Annotated in this window: 11 protein-coding genes; 2 read left to right on the top strand and 9 right to left on the bottom strand. The window is 32.6% G+C overall.

All coding sequences use genetic code 11. The features are described 5' to 3' along the window. Window positions 1–11 precede the first annotated feature (11 nt). The 9 genes from Y10_RS09410 to Y10_RS09370 all read right to left on the bottom strand — a co-directional run bounded on the left by Y10_RS09410 (window position 12) and on the right by Y10_RS09370 (window position 17,232). On the bottom strand, window positions 12–1,700 hold the full coding sequence (locus Y10_RS09410) for a RagB/SusD family nutrient uptake outer membrane protein (RefSeq protein WP_281765130.1): 1,689 nt from the start codon (window positions 1,698–1,700) through the stop codon (window positions 12–14). Window positions 1,701–1,711: 11 nt separating this feature from the next. Continuing rightward, window positions 1,712–4,843: a SusC/RagA family TonB-linked outer membrane protein gene (locus Y10_RS09405; protein WP_281765129.1), complete on the bottom strand. Its 3,132-nt coding sequence runs from the start codon at window positions 4,841–4,843 to the stop codon at window positions 1,712–1,714. Between the two features lie 100 nt (window positions 4,844–4,943). Continuing rightward, a complete protein-coding gene (locus Y10_RS09400; RefSeq protein ID WP_281765128.1) occupies window positions 4,944–6,425 on the bottom strand; it encodes an RICIN domain-containing protein in 1,482 nt (493 codons plus the stop codon). A 295-nt stretch (window positions 6,426–6,720) separates the two neighbouring features. Then, window positions 6,721–10,737 carry a hybrid sensor histidine kinase/response regulator transcription factor gene (locus tag Y10_RS09395; protein WP_281765127.1) on the bottom strand — a complete coding sequence of 1,339 codons (4,017 nt, stop codon included), beginning with the start codon at window positions 10,735–10,737 and terminating at the stop codon, window positions 6,721–6,723. 182 nt (window positions 10,738–10,919) lie between these two features. Further along, window positions 10,920–12,692: an aromatic amino acid hydroxylase gene (locus tag Y10_RS09390; RefSeq protein WP_281765126.1), complete on the bottom strand. Its 1,773-nt coding sequence runs from the start codon at window positions 12,690–12,692 to the stop codon at window positions 10,920–10,922. A gap of 14 nt (window positions 12,693–12,706) precedes the next feature. Further along, entirely contained in the window at window positions 12,707–13,594 is an 888-nt protein-coding gene (locus Y10_RS09385; RefSeq protein ID WP_281765125.1) for a flavin reductase family protein, read from the bottom strand. 12 nt (window positions 13,595–13,606) lie between these two features. After that, a complete protein-coding gene (gene fahA / locus Y10_RS09380; protein ID WP_281765124.1) occupies window positions 13,607–14,866 on the bottom strand; it encodes a fumarylacetoacetase in 1,260 nt (419 codons plus the stop codon). 19 nt (window positions 14,867–14,885) lie between these two features. Further along, window positions 14,886–16,046, bottom strand: a complete 1,161-nt coding sequence (gene hppD / locus Y10_RS09375; RefSeq protein WP_281765123.1) for a 4-hydroxyphenylpyruvate dioxygenase — start codon at window positions 16,044–16,046, stop codon at window positions 14,886–14,888. Between the two features lie 25 nt (window positions 16,047–16,071). Further along, window positions 16,072–17,232, bottom strand: a complete 1,161-nt coding sequence (locus Y10_RS09370) for a homogentisate 1,2-dioxygenase (RefSeq protein ID WP_281765122.1) — start codon at window positions 17,230–17,232, stop codon at window positions 16,072–16,074. A 246-nt stretch (window positions 17,233–17,478) separates the two neighbouring features. Here Y10_RS09370 and Y10_RS09365 point away from each other — a divergent pair, with 246 nt between their 5' ends. Both Y10_RS09365 and Y10_RS09360 read left to right on the top strand, forming a co-directional pair. Continuing rightward, entirely contained in the window at window positions 17,479–17,952 is a 474-nt protein-coding gene (locus Y10_RS09365; protein ID WP_281765121.1) for an Lrp/AsnC family transcriptional regulator, read from the top strand. Window positions 17,953–18,025: 73 nt separating this feature from the next. Next, window positions 18,026–20,464 (top strand): DUF4982 domain-containing protein, encoded by a 2,439-nt coding sequence (locus Y10_RS09360; RefSeq protein WP_281765120.1) that lies wholly within the window; start codon window positions 18,026–18,028, stop codon window positions 20,462–20,464. Window positions 20,465–20,516: the final 52 nt, after the last annotated feature.

The following is a 20,516-nucleotide window of genomic DNA, read 5'->3' as shown; positions in this document are numbered from 1 at the left end:
TTTAATTAAACTTAATAACCAGGATTTTGCTCTAACATATTGTCAGAAGCTAAAATTTCAGACCTAGGTATTGGTAACCAGTAATGTTTCTCTTGGAAACTTTTACCTTGAAGAGCTGTTTTAATTTCATAAGTAAAAGTACCATCTGACTCTTTGGTTATGTTTATTCCCTCCGCTGTCTGATTTTCTGTATCATCAGCAATCATCCAACGTCTTACATCGTAAAAACGATGTTCTTCAAAAGCTAATTCAATTCTTCTTTCATGTCTAATGCGGTCACGCATTTCTGTTTGTGATAAACCTACTGGCAAGTTTGGCATTCCTGCTCTACTTCTTATAGCATTTATTGCAGCGTACACAGAATCATCTGGTCCTATTGCCTCATTTTGTGCTTCAGCATAGTTTAATAAGATTTCTCCATAACGGAAATACATCCAATTCTGAACTCCGGCAACAGCCCAAGGGTTTATAATCGGTAGATCTTCTCTAATGAATTTGCGAAGATAGTATCCTGTTTTACTTGTGTTCCAGTTACTAGGGCCATCCTGACTATCTAGACCATCTGGTAAAAATGTTTCAACAGTTCTATCTCTGTATGGCGCACCGTTATATAAAATTGTAGCTTCAAATCTTGGGTCTCTATTGTCGTATGGATTAGCAGCATGTACAGGATTGTTCCAATCAAATTCGGTACCGTCAATCATTTCGTAATCATCTACTAAATTTTGCAAAGGTACATTACCTCCCCATCCACCATAACCGTTAGGTCCGTTGGCAATCTCTAAAGCTAAATGACGAGCGTTTAAGTTATAAAAACGTGCAAAAATATATTCAGAATTACTAGACTCAGTAGTAAACAATTCTTGATAATTAGCATACAAAGAGTAAATACCTAAATCCATAACGTCTTGTGCTGCTTGTGCTGCCTCTGCCCATTTTTGAGCATCAGAAGTACCTCCTGTGTATAATGGACTTGCCGCATATAATAACAGCCTAGATTTTAAAGCCATAGCTGCACCTCTGGTAGCTCTCCCTTCCGGATAATCAGAATCATTGTATAATGGTAGTTCTGAAATGGCATTATCTAACTCTGTAATCACATAGTTCATACTTTCTTCAATAGGTCTTCTATCAAACCACATAGGATCTGAAAAATCATCACCTAGCTGAGCTACGTTATCTCCCATGATAACTACTTCCCCATAGTTTCTAATTAAATCTTGATATCTAAAAGCTCTAAGAAATTTAAGTTCGGCTGTCAATCGGTCTACTCTTTCTTGGCTCATTCCTACTTGATCAATATTAGCCAAAGCATAGTTTATTTCACGAATGCTTCTATAGCTTCTACCCCAAAATGTACCCGCAATACCTAAATTTTCTGGTGATAACTGACCTTGTTGAATTAGCCATGTGTTATCATCGTTATTATAGATGGATTCATCTGTTAGAGAGCTCCACATACCATATTCAAAAGTTCTACCAAATCCTGGTTGATTGGCATCCCCTTCTTTATTTGTTAGTCTAACTCCTAAATATCTATTTACAACATATGCTTCAAATAAAGTAGAATCAGATAAAATTGCCGCATCTGAGACTCTATCGGTTGGAGTTACATCTAGGTAATCCTTTTCACAAGAAGTTAATAACACTCCGACAACAAAAATACCGGATATGTATTTAAATATATTTATTTTTTTCATAATTAAGATTCTTAAAATTGAACATTAAAACCTAGGTTAATAATTTTTTGTTGTGGATAAAATTGTCCACTTTCACTATTACCTTCAGGGTCATAATCTTTTACTTCTGTAAGTGTAAATAAGTTAAATGCACTAGCATATAATCTTAATCCTGATACACCAAATTTTTCTAATGCCTTTTTAGGAACATTATAGCCTAATTGAATATTTTTTAATCTAACAAAAGCAGCATTGTTTAACCAAAAGTTATTTCTATATAAACCACCACTAATTGCAGAAGAGGCACGTTCACTAACTCTAGGATAAGACCCGTTAGGGTTTGTAGGACTCCATCTGTTATCTGCCCAACTACTATAGAAGTTACCTACAGTACCAGACTCAGGCAATACATACTGTCTTACTTGTGCTTGCCCTGAGAAAACTACTGATAAATCAAAGTTTTTATAATCAGCGTCTAACACTAAACCAAAAGTCATTCTAGGAATGTTACCATAATCTGTTCGAACCATATCGTCAGCAGTAATCTCTCCGTCATTGTTATAATCTTCATAGATTAAATCTCCTACCATGGCTCCTGGTACGTGAGGGTAGCTATTTAATTCTTCTTCACTTCTAAATATTCCTATTGCGTTATATAATAAATAAGTATTCATAGAATTACCTGTTTGTCTTTGGTAATCTAAAGTTCCAGATGCTTCATCAATAAATACGATTTCATTTTTTGCATACGTGAAATTTCCTGTAACACCCCAATTAAAGTCTTCTCCAGCAGTTCTATATCCTAACGTAGCTTCAAAACCATTACTTTTTACTTCACCAATATTTTCTGCAGGTACTAAAGGGTCTTGATCGTAGCCATTTACAATACCAGTTGTTCCAGGGATAGAAGCATTTCTGGTAGTTAAAATATCGGTTCTATTTTGTTGGAAATAAATCAATTCAGTAGTAAAACCATCTAACCATCTAGCATTAATACCAATGTCTGTTTTGGTAGCTACTTCCCATGTAATATTTTGGTTTGCAAGTTTAACTAAATCTATACCAGTAGTAACAACATCACCAGTAACATATCTATTGTTGAATACATAGTTGTCAAAGAATTGGAATTGTCCAGTATTATCATTACCTAATTGCCCCCATGAAGCTCTTAATTTTAAATCGTTGATAAAAGGAACGGCATCTTTAAACCAATCACTCTTAGTAAACACATAACCTGCTGATATAGATGGGAAAAATCCATATCTACTTCCTTTAGGGAAATTAGATGACCCATCAACTCTCATCTGTAATTCTAGTAGGTATTGCTCATCAAAATCATAAGCAATTCTACTTAAATAACTTATTCTAGTAAAATTATAACTACTTCCCCAGTTATCTTTATCGGTAGCCGCTGCTCCACCCTGAGATAATTCAGGTGTTTCTGCGGTTGGGAAATGAATTCTTGAAGCACCAAACGTATGAGTTTTATATTTACTTTGCTCAATACCAACGAAGGCATCTAAATGGTGTAAATCAAAATCATTTTTATAGTTAATTTTAAAGTTTCCTACTGTCATAGATTGGTTGTATTGTTCTTCTGACAACGTTGGCATTTGGTTAGCTCCTCCTCCAACTACTATAGGATCATAAGTATCAGAAGCTGATAAATAATTATATAAAACATATGGCTTAGCAAATGTTCTACTTGAATTTTGGCTAATATCAGCTGAAAAGAAACCGTCTACAGAAAGTCCATCAACAAAAGGAATATCATAGCTACCTCTTAAAATACCATTGAATACATATCTTGGATTTTCTGTATTACCTCCCATATTTGTAGCTTCAATGGCAGGGTTACTATTTTCAATACCTGTTGAAGGTAACCCATTAGGATAATAAGCTGCAACCGTTGGATAAGCTCTGTAAATAGAACGGAAAATATTTCCTGCACTAGCTACAGGATACATTCTATCTTCTTTTCTTCCTGATAAAGAAACTCCGATTTTTAAACGCTCTGTAATTTGAGAATCAATATTGGTTCTTACGTTATATTGCTTATACTCAGTAGCTCCTTTTTCATATAAACCTTCTTGGTTTAACATTCCTAAAGAGAAGAAATAATTAGTGTTTTCTGAACCACCTGAAACATTAAGATTATGTTGACTTTGTAAAGCTACTTTTTTAAGTACTTCATCTGCCCAATTCGTATTAGCATAATTTAGAGGATCTGAACCATCTCTAAACATTTGAATTTCTGCATCTGAATATACTTGATTTAATCCGTCACTAGTATTATTATAATATGCTATTTCGTTACGAATTTGAGCATATGTAGCAGCATCAGCCATATCTGGTAATCTTGTAGGAGAAGAGAAACCTTGGTCAAACGTATAGTTTACGGTTACTTTGCCTCCTTTTTTACCTTTTTTGGTTGTTACTAATATAACCCCATTTGCAGCTCTACTACCATAAATTGCAGCAGACGCATCCTTCAAAACCGTTATACTTTCAATTTCTTGAGGGTTTAAGCGGTTTAAACCACCTATCTGACCTGGTACACCATCTACCACGACTAATACATCATTGTTTCCTGTAGTACCTAAACCTCTAATAGAAATGTTAGAGCCGTCATATCCTGGTTCTCCAGATCTGTTAGTAGCGATAACACCAGATACTCTACCTGCAAAGGCGTTAGATACGTTTGCTTGTGGACTCTTTGTGATTTCCTCTCCTCCAACATTGGAAACAGATCCTACTAAGGTCGCTTTCTTTTTTGCACCATACCCAACAACTACAACTTCATCTAATTGAGACAAATCTTCTTCCAAATAAACAGTAAAAGTTGTTTCTCCATTGGCAGGTATTTCTTGTGTTATGAATCCTATATAAGTAAATACTAAAACAGCATCACTATTAGAAATTTGCATTGAAAAGTTACCATCCATATCGGTAACTGTACCATTGGAAGTACCTTTTTCCATTACTGATGCTCCCATTAATGGAAAATCATCTGTTTTTGAAATAACGGTACCTGTGATTGTTTGTTGACCATACAGTGCGGGTGCAGAAAACCCAAGCAATATGGTAAAATACATTAATAGTGAAGGGAACATCTTGTTACTTCCCTTTCTATCAACTCTTAAATATTTGGTTAATTTATTCATAGTTAAAAAATTGAATTAGTTCATACATAAATTATTTGTTCTATAATGATTAAAATTTGACTGGTTACTTATTTGTGTTTTACAACGTTTTAGCTCTGAGTTAAGGAGAACTTATCTCCCATTGTTGGTTTTGTCCATTATTCCAATACCATTGAATGATATCTCCCCCATTATTGGTAGCTCCACCGTTAACATCTAAGGACAAACCACTGTTTTTATTAATGATTTTAGAATATCCAAATCCTATGTTTTCAACAATCCACTTTTGATTATCAGATTGTGAACTTTCCCATTGAATTATTCCTGCTCCTGCTTCCGTAGAAGCGTTATTAACATCTAAAACTTTGTTGCTGTTTTTATTACTGATAGTAAAGCTGTTATTTTGGTCTATGGTAAAACTCCATAATTGATTATCACCACCTGAATAATCCCATTGTATAATTGAACCTCCATTAGTAGTACTTCCTCCGTTTACGTCTATCACTTTACCGCTATTTCTATTGGTTATTTTGAAGTGTGTATTTGCATTAAATGATGGATAATAATGAGGCATTGCTAGCATATTCCATGCTACATATAATCTATCTAATCCGGTTTCATTTGTATTCAACAATTGATTGTTAGTATATGTAAACATACTGTAGGAATCATTGGTTCTAATACCAGGCCAGTAAATACTTCCTATCTCCATTTCTTGTAACATGCTGGTAATACCTTGTAAATAATTAATCTCTACATCATTATTTGGCGGTGTACTATAATCTTTACCTGTAGTCATAGGTACTCCAAACTCAGTCATAATGGTTCTTTCTGGGAACTGTAGATTTTTTATGGGCAATTCCCAATCTGCAGTTGTTTGATAAGAATTATTAAACCAAGTGTAGTAATGAAAGGATAATAAACAATTTGAAAATCTTGAATCTGAACCTATTTCATTTACTCCTGTGGCATAACCTACTCCATCTAACACAATACGATTTAGCGGTACATCAGGATAATGAGCTATCCAATCAGCATATATTGTTTTTAGTTCTTCTTCACTATAGCCGTGTGGTTCATTCATAATTTCAAAATACACATTTTCATTACCTACATACTTGGTAATAAGAGTGTCCCACATGGAGTAAAAACTAGTCAAGTTATCAACTTTACCATCTTTAGAAGAATCTCCTTCCCAATAAGCAATTATAACATTCATACCCAAGGCAGCTGAAGTACTTATAGTTGTTGAATGTTGTGGCCACCAATTTTGAAGTACTGTGGCAGGGTTAACAGGTAATCTTACCATATTGATGCCTTTATCTTGAAGACTAGAAATAATAATTTCCGTTTTAGACGTGACATCTGCAAGATCATCAGAAACATTTAAACCTGACAACACCAGCCAGGTGTCAACGAAATTATCTCGAGCATCTGCCCAATTAACCCCTTTCACATTGGATGTATTTTCCGCAATAGGATTTGTAGCTTCCATTTGTTCAGGAAGATTAGCATCCACTTCAATGTCATTTATTGAATCTTCATTACACCCAATTATTTGAAGTGTAAGTATCCCAAAGAATAAATATTTAAAAGCTGTCATGTAGATATAGGTTCTCAAATTGCACTCATTTATTTTAGAAATCATAACTAATTGAAATCTGTTAATATTTTAACACTCCAACGTTATAGTTAATGATTTCTATATGCAAATTAAGTGATGAAATGAATAATAGTATGGGGGTAAATTTGAAAATAAACAGGGGGTAAATTGAAAATAAGTGATTTTTGAACTGTTATTTTGAGTATATTTTAAAAAAGAAGTTATAAAAATATATATTTCTAACAATCGTATAGAAACTCAAAACTTCACCTATATTTCTTATACGGCTATAGATTTAATTATTTTTTTTGGATATAATATTTAGATTCTTATGAAAAGCATCTTTATATCGTTTGATATATTCAGAAGGTGTCATTTCATATATCTTTACAAACTGCTGTCTAAAATACTTTTGATCTTCTAGACCAACTAATGATCCAATTTGAGCAATTGTTTTGTTTTCGGTCAGCATTAAAAATGCTGCATGTCTAATTCTAACATTTCTAATATATGCATTAAGTGTTAATCCTGTGATTTGTTTAATTTTATCATAAAGACTTCTATGACTCATTCCCATATCTTGCGCTAACATTTTAAGATTAAAGTCTTTATTGCTTAAGTTGGCTTCAATAATTTGATTGCATTTTATCAAAAAGTCTTTAAATTCTGCTGGTACTTTATAGTCTTCTTTTTGCGTTATATTTTCTAAGAAGTATTTTCTTAATTCATTTCTGCTTATGAGTAAACGCTCAACCTTAGCTTTTAAGATAGAACTATCAAAAGGTTTGGTTATATAATCATCTGCTCCATTAGAAATACTTTGTAATTGTATTTCAGGACTAGATGTAGCAGTTAAAAGAATAATTGGAATATGATTCAAATTTTCGTTTTCTTTTAATTTACTACATAACTCTACACCGTTTAAGCCTTCCATAGCAATATCGCTTATAACAATATCTGGATTATACTTTAATATTTGGTCATACCCATCTATTCCATTAATAGCATTGTATACAATATAATCTGTTTTAAACAGGCTAATTAAGTATTCTCTCATTTCTGTATCATCTTCAACTATGAGTACCGATCGTTTTTCAGAAATAAACTCTTTTTTAAAGTTGAGTTTTTCATTAATTTCTTTAGCTACTTTGGTGTCTGTAGTGTCGCTTATTAATAGTTCTTGTGCTAACTCTGTGTGAGTTGGTATGTTTTCTAAAATATTGATATCCCCAAAATGATCCTTATCTAATTTTAAGGTTATTGTAAATGTGGTACCCTCTCCTACTATACTTTTGCAATTTATTGAGCCTTTATGTTTTTTTATAAAATGGTCTACTACAAACAAGCCTATGCCAAAGCCACTTTTAGTATGAGAATTGGTCTTTACTCTTTTAAACTTATCAAATATATAGGGCAAATCTTCTGCACTTATACCACAACCAGTATCACTTATAAAAATTTTAACTACATCATTATTAGTTTGAATTTCTAAGTTGATATTTCCATTTTTTGGAGTATGCTTAAACGCATTAGATAATAAGTTGAAAAGTGCAATTTCAATACGTTCATAATCTGCATATACTTTTGTTTCTGTTTCGGGTAAAATAAGTTTAAAGTCAATTTGTTGTTCTTCTGCAAGATTTACAAAACACTCGTATACTTCAGCACACAATAATTTTAAATCAAAAAAGGCAATTTTTAAATCTATTGCGTTGCTTTCAGCTTTTCTAAAAACTAAAAACTGATTTACTAAACTCAGTAATCGTTTGGCATTTCTGTAAGCTACCTTTAGTCCTTCCTCATTATCCGTTTTATCTGTACCTATATCTTTATCAACTATTTGTTTTATAGGATCTATAATTAAAGAAAGTGGAGTTCTAAATTCATGTGAGATATAGGTAAACATTTCTCTTTGTTGAGTAGCCAGCTCTTTTTCCTTCTTACTTTCTAATTTGGCTAATTCAACGTTATGTTTCATCTGTACCTTATTCTTACTGTAGGTTATTCCTATATAAACAACTCCAATAGTAAAGATTATATATAATAAATAAGCCCACCAAGTTCTATACCATGGCGGAAGTACTTTGATTGTAGCTAGCGTAACAGGCTTTCCCCAAGTTCCGTTATCATCTTTTATCTTCACTTTAAAAACGTAATCACCATCTAGAAGTTTACTATAATTTGCTCTACGTATATTATCAATAACATTCCAGTTTTCATCCCATCCTTCAAGCTTATAGGCATATTGTAGTTTATCTGGGTGCCAAAATTCTATGGATACAAATTCTAATGAAAGTGCTGTTTGATAGTATGGCAACTTTAATTTTTTTAGTCCATTATAATCGGAAGTAGTGATATACTCACTTACATTATGTAGTGGTTTATTATTTAACCAGATTTCGTTAAGCCTTAATTCTTTTTTAGATTGTTGCTCTACAATATCATTAGGATTAAAAATATTGAAACCATTAATACCTCCAAATACCATTGCACCATCTGATAATTTTAGTGCCGCATTAAAGCTAAACTGATTACTTTGTAAACCATCGGATACCGAAAAATTCCTAAAAATATCTTTCTTATTGAATTTGGTCAATCCATTATATGTACTTAACCATAAGTTATGATTATTATCCTCTAGAATCCTTAAGATATTATTGCCTGGTAAACCATCGGCCTTCGTAAATCTTTCATAAGAACCCGTATTTTGGTCAAATAGTAATAACCCACCCTCTTGTGTGCCAATCCATAAATTTTGCTCATGGTCCTCCTTTATAGATCTTATAGGATAACCTAGGTCATAACTTTGATAAGTAACCGCATCAATATCTATTTTAAAAAGGGTGTTGTAATTACCAGCCCAAAGCTTACCATCACTTGTTTGTTCTATACTTTGTAGATTAGTGATATCTTTATGAAAAACCTCAAATTTATCTTCTATTTTGTTATAAAGATACAGCGTACCTTCATTTGTAGTGCTTGCCCAAAGTCTGTTGCTATGATCTTTAAAAATAAACCAAACATTCTTTTCTATTTGATTTGTATGTAGATTAAAGCATTCATAACGTTTAACGTTTTTAGTTTTGGTGTTTAAATAAATAATGCCTGTATACCAGGTTGAAATCCACAAATCATCTCCTTCACCCTTGGTTATTCCAGTTACAAAACTATTTTTTAAGCTGGCATCATTGGTTTCGTCAAATACGTTAGTAAATGTATTTTTACTTCTATTCCAATACTTTAATCCCGCACCATCAGTTCCTATCCATAAACCTTCATTTTTTGCCTCTGAAAAGGATAATATAAAATTATCAGATGAAGAGCCATCAGATTCTTTAGGAACTAAAATATGTTTAAAATGTAATGGTTTTTTACCTAATAAACTTAGGCCGGCTCTCAATGTACCAAACCAAATATTACCTTGATGATCTTCATAAACACTGAAAAAAGAGTTACTAGAACTAAGAGGTTGATGATTATCTAAAGAATAAGGGATTATTGCAAATTTGTTATTAAGAATTGTTGATGTAAAAACACCTAATCCATCAGTAGTAACCCAGAATTTCTGTTCTTTATCTTTTATAATTTTTGTTACGTGTACTCTTTTGGATAAAAAATTTCCAGAGACGTTTTCGTTTTTCAGATTAATATTAAAAAGACCTTCTTCTGTACCTATCCATAATGTATCCGTAATTTCATCAAAAAACATACAAATAGTTTGTTTAAACTTCATATATTTTTCAGAAAGGGTCAGTGTTTTACAGTCAATAGTATATATACCCCTATTTTTAATGGATACCCAGCAAGTATTTATTTGATTGTTGTATTCAATGGCTAAAGCATTATAATTATAATGCTTCTCTCCGTTAACGTTTATTGGTATTTGTGAGCCAATTAGTTCTCCTGGTTTAAAAAGTAGTAACCCGAATCTTTGTGAGCCTAATAATATATTACCATTGGCTATTTTTTGAATTTGATGAACTTCTCCGGTAATAGGAAAAGCTTTCCCAAGTGCTACATCATAGTAAGATAATCTGCTAAACTCTTCTGTATTTTTATTTAGTTTACTTGCACCTTTTACACCACCAACCCATATATCATGGTTATTATCTTGTGCAATACAATAGATGGTATTACCAGTTAATGAAGTACTATCACCTATTTTATTTCTATAAACCTTAAAATTATACCCATCATATTTATTAAGTCCATCATAAGTACCAAACCACATATAATCTTCGTCATCTTGAAAAATGGGGACAACAGAATTATTTGATAGCCCGGAATTAATATCAAGATGTTTGATACTCACTTCTTGAGCATTTATTAAAGAAAATGAAATGCTAAATAAAAGGAAAAAATATTTAAAAAATTTCACTTGGGGTTCCGGGATAAAAATTAATAATAATCAATAAGTTTACTATATAATTTTTAAATATCAAAAATTAAGCAATGATTTTATTAATGTCATAAATCAAAAAACATAAATTATTTTTACGTGAAAATTTGTTTATCGTTTTCAATTAACTGAATACCATCGGTTATGAGTAAATTTAATTTGGCATTTTTTTGTTTTAGAAAATCTAAATGTTCTAAAATTTTATTTGATAAATTATGTTCTGAAGCTATTTCTAAAATTTCTAGAAATAATAACCATTCATTAGGGTAATTTTCTTTAACAGAGTCAAATATTTCACTTAAAACATTCTGATTTACATTCTGCTGCTCTCTAGTAATTCTAATAAGTTCATATAACTTTTCTAAACGTTGAGAAGTTTCAGATTTCTTTGGTTTTATAGTAAGTATTTCTGATGGTGCATATAGATTAGGGAAAGACATATGATCAGCTGCCCCAGCAAACGCTGAAGTAATAGAGCTACCTACTGCCATATCAAAAATACCATATTCAGGTAAATATAATGTTTCATTTTTGTAGGTTACCGTGCATTCATCAAACTGAATAAGCATTAGTTTTCCTTTTACATTTCTGATATTAGTAATGTAAATTCCCGATACAACAATACCACTCTCAAACTCTAAAACTATATGTTTACCTTTTTGAATCTGATACTTTCTTAAATCATTAGGTTTCAAATCTTCAAGGGGAATACCAAAATTAGTCACATTGCCTAAAGGAGCACTAAAACCATGTGCATGAGTATGGATCCCATGTCCTATAAGCTCTTTATCTCTATACGCTAAACTAGTGGGGCCATTAGTTTTATAAAAAATTGCTTCATTAGTTTCATCAGTCAACATCTTTGTGAAACAACCAGATACCTGCAATCCATTACTAAGTTCTATCGTTCCAACCATACCTGAATCTACTAATTTCTTTAAGCCTTGGGTTCCTCCTTTTCGTAAACTCAATGTGTCGGCAAATTCTTCTAATACTTCAGTCAAAAAAGCAAAATCTGGTGTTATATATAATTGTGGTTGTGGTTTTGTTATATCAAATTTTTGTGCTGCTGCTTTAAGAGAATAAGGTATTTTTTTTACTTGATTACTCATGCACCATTTACTTTCTCCTATTGAAGAAAGTAAACCTGCACCGTAAATTTTAGGATCTTCTAATGTTCCTATTAAACCGTACTCTACGGTCCACCACTGTAAATTTCTAATTGCTGCCATTTCAGAAAATGAAGTTTCCTGTTCTTGTAAAATAGCAACTTCTTTTTCTGCTTCTTCTATTTGGTTTTGTGGCGTTCCCTCTGCTTCCTTTAAGATAGAAAGTTTGCGTACTGCCTCATATAAGTCCATATCATATTTAGAGAGTATAGCTTTGGCACCAATGGCCCCTAGTCTTCTTAAATATTCAGCATAATCAGGATTGGCTATAATTGGTGCATGCCCTGCTGATTCATGGATTATATCTGGTGATGGTGTATATTCAATATTTTCTAACTGTCTTATATCAGATGCTATGACCAAAACTTTATAAGCTTGAAATTCCATAAAAGCATTGGGTGGTATAAAACCATCAACTGCTACCGCTGCCCATCCTATTTCTTTCAATATACGGTTCATACCATATAAATTAGGTATTCGCTCTATTTCAACGCCGGTTTTCTGTAAGCCTTCCAGATATGATGAATGTGCTACTTTAGCCAAATAATTAGCATTTTTGCGCATGACATAGCGCCATACTGCCTGGTTTATAGGGGTATAATCTTCGTAGCTCTGAGGTTTTACAAACTGTTTTAAATGTTTTGGTAAACGGTCTATAATCTCATTACTCTCTATCTCTACTAATGTATTTGGTTCCATCTACTGTTTTGGTTTTAAGATTTGGTTTGTAAAAGGGTTTTCCATGCCTCCTCAATTTTCATTTCGGCTAAATATTTTTGAGCCAACCTATGTAACTCTATTTTTTTTAAATCAGGATTTGTAATACCTGAATTCAAATTTTGCATTGCAATAGTTTCTGAAAAATTTTGAATCTCTTCTGTAGTTGGCAAACGTTCTATATTTCCAAGTCTACCTAAATCATTACCCGTTAACACCTCACTAAAGCGAATTTCATCGGGTATAGCGTCTACCCCTATACCTTTATTTCTCAATGGTTTTGGTATTTCAAAACGTTCCGTAGTACGGCAATACCAATTTCCTCCCATTCTAGCTACTAAATCAAGTTTATCTAAATCTATTTTAGAATCCTCAGTAGCTATTTTATCATTTAAGTGAATATAAACTACTTCTGCTATAATTAAATTCCCTGCTCCACCACCATCTCCTAATTCTATAATATCATTAACTACACACTCAAAAGCAACCGGAGATTCTGCTACATATGGAGGTTTGATCTTTTTTGAATCTCCTGGTGTTAATCCAGATTTAATGAATTCGTTGATACCTGTTTCATATTCTGTACTAGAAAGTGACATTTGATCCACTATATTATAATCAACAGTATTGACAACTACTTCTCCTACTTCTTTAATATATTCAAGAGTATCCTTTGTGGTATTGTCTCTAACCCTTCTTAATGGTGCAAATACTAATATGGGTGGGTTAGCACTGAAACAATTAAAATAACTAAAAGGACTCAAATTAATTTCTCCTTTGTTATTTACAGTACTAGCCAATGCAATAGGACGTGGTGCTACAGCATTTTGCAAATAGTATTGAACTTCTTGCAGACTTAAATCTTTTATATCTAAACTTATCACAATAGTTAGTATTTAATTTGTTGGTAAAATAGTGGTGTTTACTTCTCCAAAGCCTACTCTAATAGTATCTTTCTCAGCATATCCTTTCATTATTATAGTATCTCCATCTTCTAGGAAAGTTCTAGTTATTCCATTTCCAAGTGCTATAGGTTTAGTAGTATTCCAACTTAATTCTAACATTGAGCCATAAGATCCTGAATCCTTACCACTAATAGTACCAGAACCATATAAGTCTCCTACCTGTATGTTACACCCATTAATAGTATGATGCACTAATTGCTGACACATATTCCAATACATATATTTAAAATTAGTATTACAAATAGTTTTCTTGTTGGAGCATTCAGTTTTAAGGTCAACACTTAAATGAATATCATAATTCTTGTTTTCTGAGTATGCTAAATAGGGTAATGCCTCAGGAATCTGTATTGGACCAGCGGTTCTAAAAGGTTCTAATGCTTCCATAGTAACCACCCACGGGGAAATAGAAGTAGCAAAGTTTTTCCCTAAGAATGGACCCAATGGCACATATTCCCATTTTTGAATGTCTCTTGCAGACCAATCGTTTAGTAATACCATACCGAAAATATAATCTTCAGCGTCTTCCATTTGTATAGATGTACCTAGCATGTTAGATTTTCCTGTGATAAAGCCCATCTCCAATTCAAAATCCAAAGCTTTTGTGGGCGCTAATATCGGCTCATTTTCCCCCTGTGGTATTATTTGTCCTTTTGGACGTTGAATCATGGTACCTGAAGGGATAACTGAGGAGGCTCGGCCGTGATACCCTATAGGAATGTAACTCCAGTTTGGTAATAGTGCATTTTCTGGGTCTCTAAACATGACTCCTACATTAGTAGCATGTTCTTTAGATGAATAAAAATCTGTATAATTCTTTACATCAATGGGTAGCAACATGGTAACCTGCTCTATTGGTATTAAAGCTTGCTTTCTATCTAACGTATGCTCTTGTAACTTAGGATTACTTTCTGATAGTAAATCTATGATAGCTAATCTAACAGCATTTGTTATTGGCTTTCCTAATGCCATAAACTCATTAAGATACTTTGAATGAAACACCTTTTTATTAAGAGGAGATATCATAGAAAAATAATCATGGTCAGCTAAATATGCTAGGTCTAAAACATAATTACCAATAGCAGCACCTAACCTTGGTGTGATTTCCAGTGTTTTAAACACTCCAAAAGGAATATTATAAATTGTAAAGTCAGAGTTATCAGGAACTTCAACCCATGATTTTAAATGCTTCATTAGCTTTGCTTTTAATGGTTTATAAAGTACCCCTACGTTCTTGCTCTCTCTCTATAGATTCAAACAAAGCCTTAAAATTCCCAGCTCCAAAACCTTTGGCTCCCATACGCTGAATAATCTCAAAAAATAAAGTTGGTCTGTCTACCACTGGTTTGGTGAAAATTTGAAGTAAGTAACCTTCTTCATCAGCATCTACTAGAATAGCTAGTTTTTCTAAATCAGCAATATCTTCTTTCATCATTTCCATATGAGAACCTAGTCGCTTAGGAATTTCTTCATAATAGGCTCTTGGTGGTGCAGATAAAAACTCCACTCCTCTAGCTCTAAGCTCTTTTACCGTAGTAATAATATCATCTGTAGCTACAGCAATGTGCTGAACGCCTGGACCTTCATAAAAATCTAGATATTCTTCTATTTGAGATTTTTTATTTCCTTCTGCTGGCTCATTAATAGGAAATTTTATTCTACCATTTCCATTACTCATTACTTTACTCATAAGAGCTGAGTATTCTGTATGAATCTGTTTATCATCAAAAGATAGAAAGTTTACAAAGCCCATAACATCTTCGTACCATTGAACCCATTGATTCATCTCTCCCCAACCAACGTTACCTACCATATGGTCTACAAACTTAAACCCCACATTACTAGGGTTATAATCAGACTCCCATTTCTCAAAACCTGGTAGAAATAAACCTTTATAGTTTTTACGTTCTACAAAAATATGTACTACATCCCCGTAGGTATGAATCCCTGCTCTCACTACTTCTCCATGTTCATCTTGCTCTACGGTAGGTTCCATAAAAGATTTTGCTCCTCTACTAGTAGTTTCTTCCCATGATTTTCTGGCGTCTTCTACCCATAGCGCCACTACTTTTACACCATCTCCATGCTTAACTAAATGTTGGTTGATGGGCGAATTAGAGTTTAAAGGTGTAGTTAAAACAAGTCTAATCTTATCTTGTATTAATACATAAGAGGTTGTTTCCTTACTTCCGGTTTCTAATCCTTTATAGGCAAAAGATTGAAAACCAAAAGCAGTTTTATAATAGTGAGCAGATTGCTTCGCATTACCTACATAAAATTCTATATAATCTGTACCTAACAAAGGAAGAAAGTCTTGTGCTCCTTCAAAAATCTTTTCTAGGCCATATTCTACATTCTTTATAGTATCCATCATATTTGGTTTTTTGTTATATCATTAATTATTTATCTACCCAAGATTTGAAGTAATCTTCATCTAGCATAGTAATAGCTTCTTCCGTTACCATTAAGGGAGCAAAGGTATCTACCATTACAGCTAATTCTTGCGTTTCTTTTTTCCCTATACTTCTTTCCATTGAACCAGGATGCGGACCATGTGGTATACCAGCAGGATGTAGTGTAATTTGTCCTCTTTTAATATTATTTCTACTCATAAAATCACCATCTACATAGTATAATACTTCATCTGAGTCTATATTACTATGGTTGTATGGTGCAGGTACAGATAAAGGATGATAATCGTACATTCTTGGTACAAAAGAACAGATTACAAAAGCACTGGTTTCAAAGGTTTGGTGTATTGGTGGTGGCATATGTAATCTTCCTGTAATGGGTTCAAAATCGTGTATTGAAAACTTGTAAGGAAAATTATATCCGTCCCATCCTACTACACTAAAAGGATGCGCTGCATATATGTACTCATGAATCATATCTTGCTTTTTAACTTTCATCAAAAAGTCTCCTTTTTCATCATAGGTTTCTAATTCATAAGGAGGATGTAGGTCACGCTCACAATATGGCGAATGCTCTAAATGTTGCCCAAACCAATTTCTATAGCGTTTAGGTGTATATACTGGGCTTTTAGATTCTACTATGAATAATCGATTTTCAGAGGTATTAAAATCTATTTGATAAATCATTCCTCTTGGAATTACTAAATAATCACCATATTCAAAATTAATATTACCAAAGTGAGTACGTAATTTACCACTGCCTTCATGTATAAATATAACTTCGTCAGAATCTGTATTTTTATAAAAATAGGATGTTAATGACTTTGTTGGACTTGCTAATACAATATGACAATCTGAATTGACCAGTACGGTTTTCCTACTCTCCAAAAAATCTTCTGTTGGTTGTATCTCAAAACCGCGCAGTGATAATGATTTCATGTTTTTCTCTATAGCTATTTTAGGAGCTACAGAGTATGATTTTAAAACTTGCTTTACTTGGGTTGGTCTGTTTGTATGGTACAATAATGATGACATACCATCAAAACCAATAGTACCAAATAATTCTTCATAATAGAAGTCTCCATTTTCGTTTTTAAAAATGGTGTGTCTTTTTTTAGGAATCTTTCCTAACGTGTGATATCGTGGCATAAAGTTATTATTAAAATTTACAACGTTTTCGAAAATTACTTTAAAATCAGTCACTTATCACATAATCATGTTCAAAGCTGATCCACATTTGCTCATATCCTAAATTATTATAATTGGATTTTACAAAACATAAATATGATAAATATGTAATTAAGATACATTTATTTTCTGTTTTTGTCAATTTAATTAGTTTATTTTTCTAATATCTTAATTCAAGTTACTTATATTTAGACAAAATTTCTATCAATGAAACTAGATAATACAGATTTAAGAATACTTAATATACTGCAAAATAATAGTGCCATATCAACTAAAGAATTGGCTAAAAAACTTTCGCTTACCACTACTCCAGTGTATGAAAGAATTAAAAAACTGGAAAGAGAAGGTATCATAGAAAAGTACGTTGCAATAGTAAACCAAAAGAAAATGGGTGTGAGTCTGTCTGCATTTATCTTTGTTTCTATTAAAGAACATACCAGAAGACATTTAGATAAATTTCAAAAAGATGTAAACTCTTTTGAAGAGGTTACGGAATGTTTTCATATTACTGGTGATAGTGATTTTTTACTCAAAGTTGAAGTAAAAGATATCCAGGCCTATCAAACCTTTATATTTAATAAACTTTCTTTAATAACTCATTTAGGTTCTGTTAAAACACAATTTGTATTATCTCAAATGAAACAAAAATCACCTAATATTTCATTCGTTGTAGAAAAATAATCTTCTTACCATTCATCTCTGTTTTTATTAGTAAATTGCAGGTTAAACTAACAAACAACAGAAGTTAATTATAATGAAGTATACTGCATTTTTAAAAACACTGCTATTTAGTTGTGTTTTTTTTATAAGCTACTCTAATTTTTCTCAAAATAGAAATGTCATTACTTTAAAAGATAATTGGAAATTTTTTAAGGGAGATAATGAGAATGCCTATAAAATTGATTTTAACGCTGATAAATGGCAAACCGTTTCGGTTCCGCATGATTGGGCTATATATGGGCCTTTTGACAAAGAAATAGATAAACAGGTTGTTAAGATTGAGCAAAACAACGAAAAAGAAGCTACTGAAAAAACAGGAAGAACCGGGGCGTTACCCTTTATAGGTACCGGATGGTATAGAAAAACATTCAGCGTTACAGATTTAACAGCAGATAAAAAAGCACTTTTAGTATTTGATGGTGCTATGAGTAATGCCCAAGTATATATAAATGGTACTTTAGTAGGTGGTAGACCTTATGGCTATAGTTATTTTTATTTTGATATTACAGAATATCTAAATAAAAATGCCGACAACGTATTGGCAGTTAAACTACATAACGATCCTTTTTCTTCAAGATGGTATCCTGGTGCCGGGTTGTATAGAAAAGTGCAATTAATAGTAAAGGATAAAATTAGTTTTGACCAATGGGGACATTTTATAACTACTCCGTATGTATCAGATTCTTTAGCTAGAGTGCATATTACATCTAAAGCTTCGGGTAAAAACCTTACTGTTAAGACACGTATTAAAGATGCTGAAGGACATGTGGTAGCGGAAATCTCAAGCAATACACAATTCGGAAAGAGTTTTGAGTTAGATATACCTGTTAAGAATCCTACTTTATGGGATACTGAAAATCCGTATTTGTATACAGCTGAGATTTCTTTATATGAAGGAGAGTCATTAAAGGATATAGAAAATGTAACTTTTGGAATAAGAAGTATTACCTATACTAGAGATGGGTTTATGTTAAATGGTAAAATAACTAAATTTAAAGGAGTTTGTTTACACCATGATTTAGGTCCGCTAGGAACTGCTATTAATACGGCAGCACTAAGAAGACAATTGACCATTTTAAAAGATTTAGGATGTAATGCTATACGTTCTTCTCACAATATGCCCTCAATAGAACAACTAGAACTTTGCGACGAAATGGGATTCTTATTTTTAGCGGAAAGTTTTGATGAATGGCAAAAACCTAAAGTAGAAAACGGATATAACAAGTACTTTGCTGAGTGGGCAGAGAAAGATGTGGTAAATTTAGTAAGAGCCACAAGAAATCACCCTTGTATTGTAATGTATAGTTCTGGGAATGAAGTACCAGATCAGTGGGGTAATGAAGGTGTAAAACGTGCTAAATGGTTACAAGATATTTTTCATAGAGAAGACCCAACCAGACCTGTTACAGTAGGTATGGATCAGGTAAAAGCAGTGATGGAATCTGGTTTTGGTGCATTACTAGATGTTCCAGGACTTAATTATAGAGTTCATTTATATGAAGAAGCTTATGACAAATTTCCTCAAGGTTTTCTATTAGGATCAGAAACGGCGTCTACCGTTAGTTCTAGAGGTGTTTATAAGTTTCCTGTAGAAAAAGGGTATGGTAAAACCTATCCTGATTATCAATCTTCTTCATATGATTTAGAATATTGCAATTGGTCTAATATTCCTGAAGATGACTTTGTTCTACAAGACGATAAACCTTGGGTAATTGGGGAGTTTGTATGGACAGGTTTTGATTATTTAGGAGAACCTACACCGTATGATGATTTTTGGCCTTCTAGAAGTTCTTATTTTGGTATTAACGATTTAGCAGGATTGCCTAAAGACAGATATTATTTGTACCGTAGTAGATGGAATACAAAGGATACTACACTACATATTCTACCACATTGGAATTGGGAAGGTCGTGAAGGTGAAGTAACACCTGTATTTGTATACACAAGTTATGATAGTGCCGAGCTATTTGTAAATGGTAAGAGTCAAGGTATTAGAACAAAAAATAAAAATAGTAAATTAGAACGTTACCGTTTAATGTGGAATGATGTAACCTATGAACCTGGAACCTTAAAAGTAGTAGCATTAGATGCAAACGGAAATCCTGTTGAAGAAAAAGAAGTTAAAACAGCAGGAAAACCACATCATTTAGTACTAAATCCTGATAGAAAAGAATTAACTGCTAATGGAGAAGATATTAGCTTTGTAGAAGTTACAGTAGTAGATAAAAATGGAATCCCTTGCCCAACTGCTCAAAATCAATTAAATTTTAAAGTAAATGGTGCAGCTGAATACAGAGCGGCTTGTAATGGTGACGCTACTTCATTAGAGATGTTTCATGAACCAACCATGAAAGTATTTAATGGTAAATTAGTAGTATTGGTGAAATCGGGAACCACTATAGGTAATGCAACGCTAACTGTAAGAGGTAAAGGCTTAAAAAAGGCTACACTGAATTTAAGTGTGGTGGAATAATAGAAACTTAAGAGAATCTTAAGCTAAGTTTACAGCGTTTATTATTATAATT

The sequence above is a fragment of the Neptunitalea lumnitzerae genome, assembly GCF_027924185.1.
Classification (GTDB): domain Bacteria; phylum Bacteroidota; class Bacteroidia; order Flavobacteriales; family Flavobacteriaceae; genus Neptunitalea; species Neptunitalea lumnitzerae.
This window is presented reverse-complemented; position numbering and strand designations above follow the sequence as displayed.

Bases quoted from the DNA above. Each gene is read 5' to 3' on its own strand.
- Y10_RS09390 (WP_281765126.1), bottom strand. From the start codon at position 12,692: ATGGAACCAAATACATTAGTAGAGATAGAGAGTAATGAGATTATAGAC.
- Y10_RS09410 (WP_281765130.1), bottom strand. From the start codon at position 1,700: ATGAAAAAAATAAATATATTTAAATACATATCCGGTATTTTTGTTGTC.
- hppD (WP_281765123.1), bottom strand. From the start codon at position 16,046: ATGATGGATACTATAAAGAATGTAGAATATGGCCTAGAAAAGATTTTT.
- fahA (WP_281765124.1), bottom strand. From the start codon at position 14,866: ATGAAGCATTTAAAATCATGGGTTGAAGTTCCTGATAACTCTGACTTT.
- Y10_RS09370 (WP_281765122.1), bottom strand. From the start codon at position 17,232: ATGCCACGATATCACACGTTAGGAAAGATTCCTAAAAAAAGACACACC.
- Y10_RS09400 (WP_281765128.1), bottom strand. From the start codon at position 6,425: ATGACAGCTTTTAAATATTTATTCTTTGGGATACTTACACTTCAAATA.
- Y10_RS09365 (WP_281765121.1), top strand. From the start codon at position 17,479: ATGAAACTAGATAATACAGATTTAAGAATACTTAATATACTGCAAAAT.
- Y10_RS09360 (WP_281765120.1), top strand. From the start codon at position 18,026: ATGAAGTATACTGCATTTTTAAAAACACTGCTATTTAGTTGTGTTTTT.
- Y10_RS09405 (WP_281765129.1), bottom strand. From the start codon at position 4,843: ATGAATAAATTAACCAAATATTTAAGAGTTGATAGAAAGGGAAGTAAC.